This window comes from Psychrobacillus sp., from assembly GCF_056205495.1.
The window spans coordinates 1-5,364 of sequence record NZ_JBAEAP010000627.1 but is presented as its reverse complement, the minus strand read 5'-3'; the positions used below and the strand labels follow the sequence as shown (position 1 = coordinate 5,364).

Below are 5,364 nucleotides of genomic sequence, written 5' to 3'. Positions count from 1 at the left end.
TTTATATAAAGTATTATAAAGAGTTTAGTGAGATCGGGCGGGTACTAAGCAGAATTACGTTCACTACTGTTAATACCAAACTAGCAGGACTTGATATAGTAATAGAGGCTATATTAGAAAATCGTGATATTAAGAAAAGAGCCTTTGCTGAATTGGATGCAATTTGTGATCCAAAAACTATTTTAGCTTCAAATACCTCTGGTTTAAGTATTACGGAAATAGGATCAGCAACTGGGAGACCTGACCGTGTCATAGGGATGCACTTCTTTAATCCTGTGCCAGTCATGAAATTAGTAGAAATCATAAAAGGCTCTGAAACTAGTGATGAAACATATGATACCGTAAAAAAACTAGTAGAAGACAGCGGAAAAGAAAGCATTACTATATTAGATGCTCCGTTATTCGTCGTAAATCGTATATTAGTTCCAATGATCAATGAAGCTATCTTTGTTCTAGGAGAAGGCATCGCTTCCGCTGAAGATATAGATAAAGGGATGGTGCTAGGAACAAACCAACCAATTGGTCCACTAGCCCTAGCGGATCTTATCGGATTGGACACACTTTTATCAGTAGCAGAGACATTATTTGAAGAAACTGGAGACACTAAGTATCGAGTTGCACCACTCTTAAGAAAATATGTTAGAGCCGGCAAGCTAGGCAGAAAAACAGGCAGAGGCTTCTATACGTATTAAAATACAAAACCACATCCACCATGGATTGTGGTTTTTTTATGTGCAAAACGTAAATTCACCGTGTATATTTCACGGATAAAAAGGCGGAGAGTTATTTACAACTCTCCGCCCAGACTGTAGACATCCTCTAATAAATATGGAGTTTGCCTACAGTCTTTTTTCTTTTAAAATCGAAGTAACGCGAGGAAGAGTTGATTTCCGCTACGAACGGACGCTTTCCGCGGGCACGGCTTCAGCCGCTTCCCTCGCTGCGCACAGTCCAGGGTCTCCAGCTCGCGCTGTTCCCGCTGGAGTCGCCGTTCTTCGCTCCAATCAAAGGGACTATTGAACAGTTGGTACCACAAGACCATCTTGTTCATAAGTTAGATGCGGCAATTGATTTTTCCTTTATCTATCCATTGGTTGAAAACCTTTATTCGACAATAGGGAGACCTAGTATCGATCCAGTGGTACTTATCAAGATGACTTTTATCCAATATACCTTTGGTATACGGTCCATGCGCCAAACCATAAAATACCTATTTTGAGCTTACTCAAACAATTGGATGTTCGGTTCTTTCTTTAGAACATGAACAATCATTGCGTGCAACTGCCCACGGTGATGAAACAGGTGAGCTTGAGTATCTAATAGCCATTCATAACGTGAATGAACTACTCCAAAAAATGAAGCCGTTTCCAGTAGGAGCTCCTCTTCTCGTAATCCTGCTATGCCGTTTACTAGATAATTGTAATTGTTAATTAGAGCAACAGCTATTGCCTTCCGATTCATTTCTGGCTCCGCTTCCTCATAGAAACGGTCCATCTCCTCCTCCGAAGCTCCCGCTCCAATCAGATAGTCAGCTTTACATATAACTGACATATGCGATAGTAACTCTCCAATCGACCATTTTCCTTCGGTTGGCTTAATATTCAAATCTTCATCGCTCAAAGTCTCTATCAACTTGATAATAGAGTTAACCGCCAAATCCATCTCTTTAAAAACACCTTTACAGTAAACGTTCATACCGTATTCCCCTTTTGTGAAAAAACTTTCTACTCGCTGAGTGTCGGATAACAATGTATTCAACAAGAAAATATATAAATCCTTCTGGACCATTCCACCTTGTTATATTTTATTTATTTTGGTTGTTATTTTTATATTTATTTGTACGAAATGTTACGGGTGCCTCGTATGTTACAGATTTTAGATATGTTACAGGTGCCAGGCACCTGTAACATATCTAAAAAAAATGGTATTTATAATATGGTTTTTAATGTTTTCTGTAATGTTTTTGTAATGGAATGGAGAGTTGGAAGAAAATTTTGATGGAAGTTATTATGAGTTCAAGTATCTTCGAACTAAGATATTTGATAGATGCTATGTTACAAAAGATGGGTCAAAATAATTGGTTTATGTTAAGAATGATAAATTATTGATATTTTAGTTTGAATAATAAATTAACTAGAGTAAAAATATATTATTAAATTTAAAATATTAAATTAACGGGACGAAAGTCTATGAGCGTTTAGTTCTAAGGTTATTTTTTGATTTTTTTGGATGCTTTGACTACTTAGTTTGAGAATGTTATTTATTATATTAGGCAATGGACTTAAACTCCTTTTAATCTCTAAAAAAAATATAAATTAAGAGGTTTAGAGATTGCAAATTAGGGGGATATGGCTATAGTAAATGGTTTTTTTTAGTGAATTAAATAGTTAGAAGTATACAAAAAGTAAAAAATATTCATTAGCAAATATTTTCTGTAAAATATTTGTAATCTATTTGGTAAAAGAAGTAAAGTTCATTGGAAGTATCTGTGAAGGAACGGCAAGATAATCTTGAAGTTAGCTCTCACAGTTATTTTATAAATTCATCAAAATACTAAACAAAAGGGAGATGTATGAAATGTCAGGAATTATTCGCGTAACACCAGCTGAGTTGGATGCAATGGCATCACGTTACAGTCATGAGTCAAGTGAGGTTGCTTCTCAAATCGGTCGTTTGGACGGTATGATCGGTGAATTGCAATCTATGTGGGAAGGTGCTTCTAGTGCAGCCTTTGCTGAACAATATGAAAGACTTAAGCCACATTTCAATGATATGCGTGAGCTATTAAGCGAAGTTAGCGTACAGTTAAGCCGCACTGGTCAAGCTCTACAAGATGCAGATCAACAAATTGCAAGCCAAATCAGAGGGTAACTTGGAGTATTGTTCAGGATGTAATATATAGAGCGTCATTCCATATTGGAAGGCGCTTTTCCTTCATTTTCAACTATTTTAAGCAAGCTTACACTCTTTAGGAGAGGTGTTACATTTTGTATATAGAAATTACAGTTGACCTTTCAAAGTATAACGGGAAAGTTATTGACCTCCGACTATCTGATTACTACACGATGAAAAAGATGATTGATATTGCGTGGCAGGCTGCATCCATTTCCAACCCAAAACGTGAGGGTCATTGGATACGCGTGGTAAACAAGGATAAATTATTCCCTGGGCATTTAACAATGTCTGAATGCGGCATTACGACCGGCGATCGAATTGAAATCATTTGAAGGAGAAATGGACATGGCCCCTAAACAGAAAGATATGAGTAAAACAAAAACCAAACTAAAAGATAGACCTTATACATATTTGAAGAATCGTACGGGTGCGGAAATTAATGAGGAAGCAAATAAAACCACCTTTGTATTTCAAAAGGAAAGAGTTGCTTTTAAGCGTACCGAGGAAATAATCTTCCTAAAAGAAGTTAACCCAAAGATCTCTAAGGAGATTGTTATTACTGACGACGAATTAATCGTTCAAGCCGAGATCCCAAAAGACCACATGCGTTTTAGAGACATTCATCGAGAAGAAGAAAAGTCTAGGTGGATGCTAGGTTATCAGCTTGTAGAAAAGGTTTACTCTCACCCTTATCCCCGACTAAACCTAATAGTATGCCCGGAAAATATAATCTTTAGCAAGGCTTTGGATCCAATGTTTCTTTACTATGGTGTATTAGGAAGTTTACCTCCGTATGAAACAGATGAAGATAGGCTCTGGCTAGAAACAAAAGCAGTAGTAGCAGCAGCCATAGACAATTCATTCACCTTTGAAGAGTACTTAAAGTACTCCGAAATATTAGAGCTCAAAGAAGTTGGAGCTACCATCATGGGTATGAAGGATAGCCAAGCTCTATTGGACTATATTACAGAAAAAATGGAACAGCTTGAAATCGTAGAAATGGGCAATATCAAGCTACCAAGAAAGAAATGGAAGTGGACTAAATACTTAGCAATCGGACTTGGCATTCTAATTCTTCCTGCAATTATATTTACTATCATTTATTTTGTACATGAAAAGCCAAAGAACGAAGCTTACACCCTTAGCCATGAATACTTTCTAGGACAAAATTATAGTCAGGTAGTGACCTTATTAGAACCTTATTCTGTAAAAGGGATGCCCTACATTGTTCTGTATGAGTTAGCGTACGCATCGGTTACTAATGAAAGATTAGACGAAGAACAAAAGAAAAATGTGTTATCTAATATAACCCTTCAAACAGATGCAGAGTACTTGAAATATTGGATTCACCTAGGTCGAGGTGAGGCAGAAGATGCTGTTGACATTGCAAGAGCGATGGAAGACGGAGAGCTAATTACCTTTGGGCTACTAAAAAGACGCGAGGAAGTTAAAGCAGACAAAGACCTTACTGGTGAAGAAATGCAAATTCTTCTGAATGAAATTGACCAAGAGGTAGAGGAATTTGAAAAGCTAATGCTAGAAGCTGAGGAAGCTGAAAAAGAGGCAGAGGAAGAAGCACAGAAAATAGAAAAAGGAAAAGAAGCAAAAAATGAAACAGCAAAACCGGAGGCAGCACCAGCACCAGAAACCGCACCAGCAGAAACACCAGCATCAGCGACTCCGGAAGCACCAGCTGCAACCGAAGCACCACCAGCTGCACCGGAAACACCAGCTGCACCACCAGCTGAAGAAAACGCAGCTAATTAATGTTAGAAACTACTTACTTATTATTGAACTATTTTATTAAACTATCAGGGTTCGAAAGAGGGTGTTCAGGTTGTTACAGCTATGGGTATTTTATGGAGAAGATTATCAACGATTAGAGATAAAACAAAGAGAGTTTACAACACTAACCATTGGCCCTGCTATAGAGCATGATGTGACCGTCCAAAGTTTCCCTTTTCTCTTTGGAGAAATAAGGATTGAAAATAAGGAAAATCAATTAGTCCTTCACGACGGGGCACAGGAATTGGGAGTGTTGACTGAAGAAAGTGGTCTTGCAATTGAGCAGAGAGATAAGATCTTAAAAGTGTTCGTATCTACTTTACCAGCTCAGACAAAAACTTATTTTATTGATTATACAAACGAAGTGTCATTCGACAGTCATGAGGAACAAGCGACCTTTCATCGTACGAATATTATGTTCCCTGAAGTGGAGACTGGTCATTTCTCTCTCAATAAAATCAATGATGGCTGGATTATCAAAAAGGATTTTGCATGTCCCTTATATCTAAACGGAAAACGTTGCAGTACTAACCAAATTATTCAGCTGGGCGATGTACTACAATGGGCGTTTATGGAGATTAAACTGGTTCAAAGAGATTTAATCGAAATAGTGACCAATAAGGAATATATAAGCCCGCTACCTGAAATAGAATTACCTAAAACGGAAAGATATGCTATGTACCC

At 37.5% G+C, this 5,364-nt stretch carries 6 protein-coding genes and 1 pseudogene; 6 read left to right on the top strand and 1 reads right to left on the bottom strand.

All coding sequences use genetic code 11. The features are described 5' to 3' along the window. Together AC06OU_RS17920 and AC06OU_RS17915 are read left to right on the top strand one after the other, a co-directional pair. Nucleotides 1-692 (top strand): 3-hydroxyacyl-CoA dehydrogenase NAD-binding domain-containing protein (locus AC06OU_RS17920; RefSeq protein WP_475857601.1); only part of this gene is annotated, 692 nt, incomplete at its 5' end. Nucleotides 693-970: 278 nt separating this feature from the next. Continuing rightward, nucleotides 971-1,207 (top strand): annotated as a pseudogene (locus tag AC06OU_RS17915) (transposase); the annotation flags it as partial. Nucleotides 1,208-1,221: 14 nt separating this feature from the next. Here AC06OU_RS17915 and AC06OU_RS17910 read toward each other — a convergent pair. Then, nucleotides 1,222-1,695, bottom strand: a complete 474-nt coding sequence (locus AC06OU_RS17910; RefSeq protein ID WP_475857600.1) for a DinB family protein — start codon at nucleotides 1,693-1,695, stop codon at nucleotides 1,222-1,224. Between the two features lie 882 nt (nucleotides 1,696-2,577). Here AC06OU_RS17910 and AC06OU_RS17905 point away from each other — a divergent pair. From AC06OU_RS17905 to AC06OU_RS17890, 4 genes are all read left to right on the top strand, one after another. After that, on the top strand, nucleotides 2,578-2,871 hold the full coding sequence (locus tag AC06OU_RS17905) for a WXG100 family type VII secretion target (protein WP_169358737.1): 294 nt from the start codon (nucleotides 2,578-2,580) through the stop codon (nucleotides 2,869-2,871). 116 nt (nucleotides 2,872-2,987) lie between these two features. Then, nucleotides 2,988-3,227: an ESX secretion system protein YukD gene (gene yukD / locus AC06OU_RS17900; RefSeq protein ID WP_169358738.1), complete on the top strand. Its 240-nt coding sequence runs from the start codon at nucleotides 2,988-2,990 to the stop codon at nucleotides 3,225-3,227. A 13-nt stretch (nucleotides 3,228-3,240) separates the two neighbouring features. After that, entirely contained in the window at nucleotides 3,241-4,662 is a 1,422-nt protein-coding gene (gene essB / locus AC06OU_RS17895) for a type VII secretion protein EssB (RefSeq protein ID WP_475857598.1), read from the top strand. 70 nt (nucleotides 4,663-4,732) lie between these two features. Next, nucleotides 4,733-5,364 (top strand): FtsK/SpoIIIE N-terminal domain-containing protein (locus AC06OU_RS17890; RefSeq protein ID WP_475857596.1); only part of this gene is annotated, 632 nt, incomplete at its 3' end.

What these genes read in the sequence shown, in the direction of transcription:
- essB (WP_475857598.1), top strand. Translation starts at nt 3,241, where the DNA reads ATGGCCCCTAAACAGAAAGATATGAGTAAAACAAAAACCAAACTAAAA.
- AC06OU_RS17905 (WP_169358737.1), top strand. Translation starts at nt 2,578, where the DNA reads ATGTCAGGAATTATTCGCGTAACACCAGCTGAGTTGGATGCAATGGCA.
- AC06OU_RS17910 (WP_475857600.1), bottom strand. Translation starts at nt 1,695, where the DNA reads ATGAACGTTTACTGTAAAGGTGTTTTTAAAGAGATGGATTTGGCGGTT.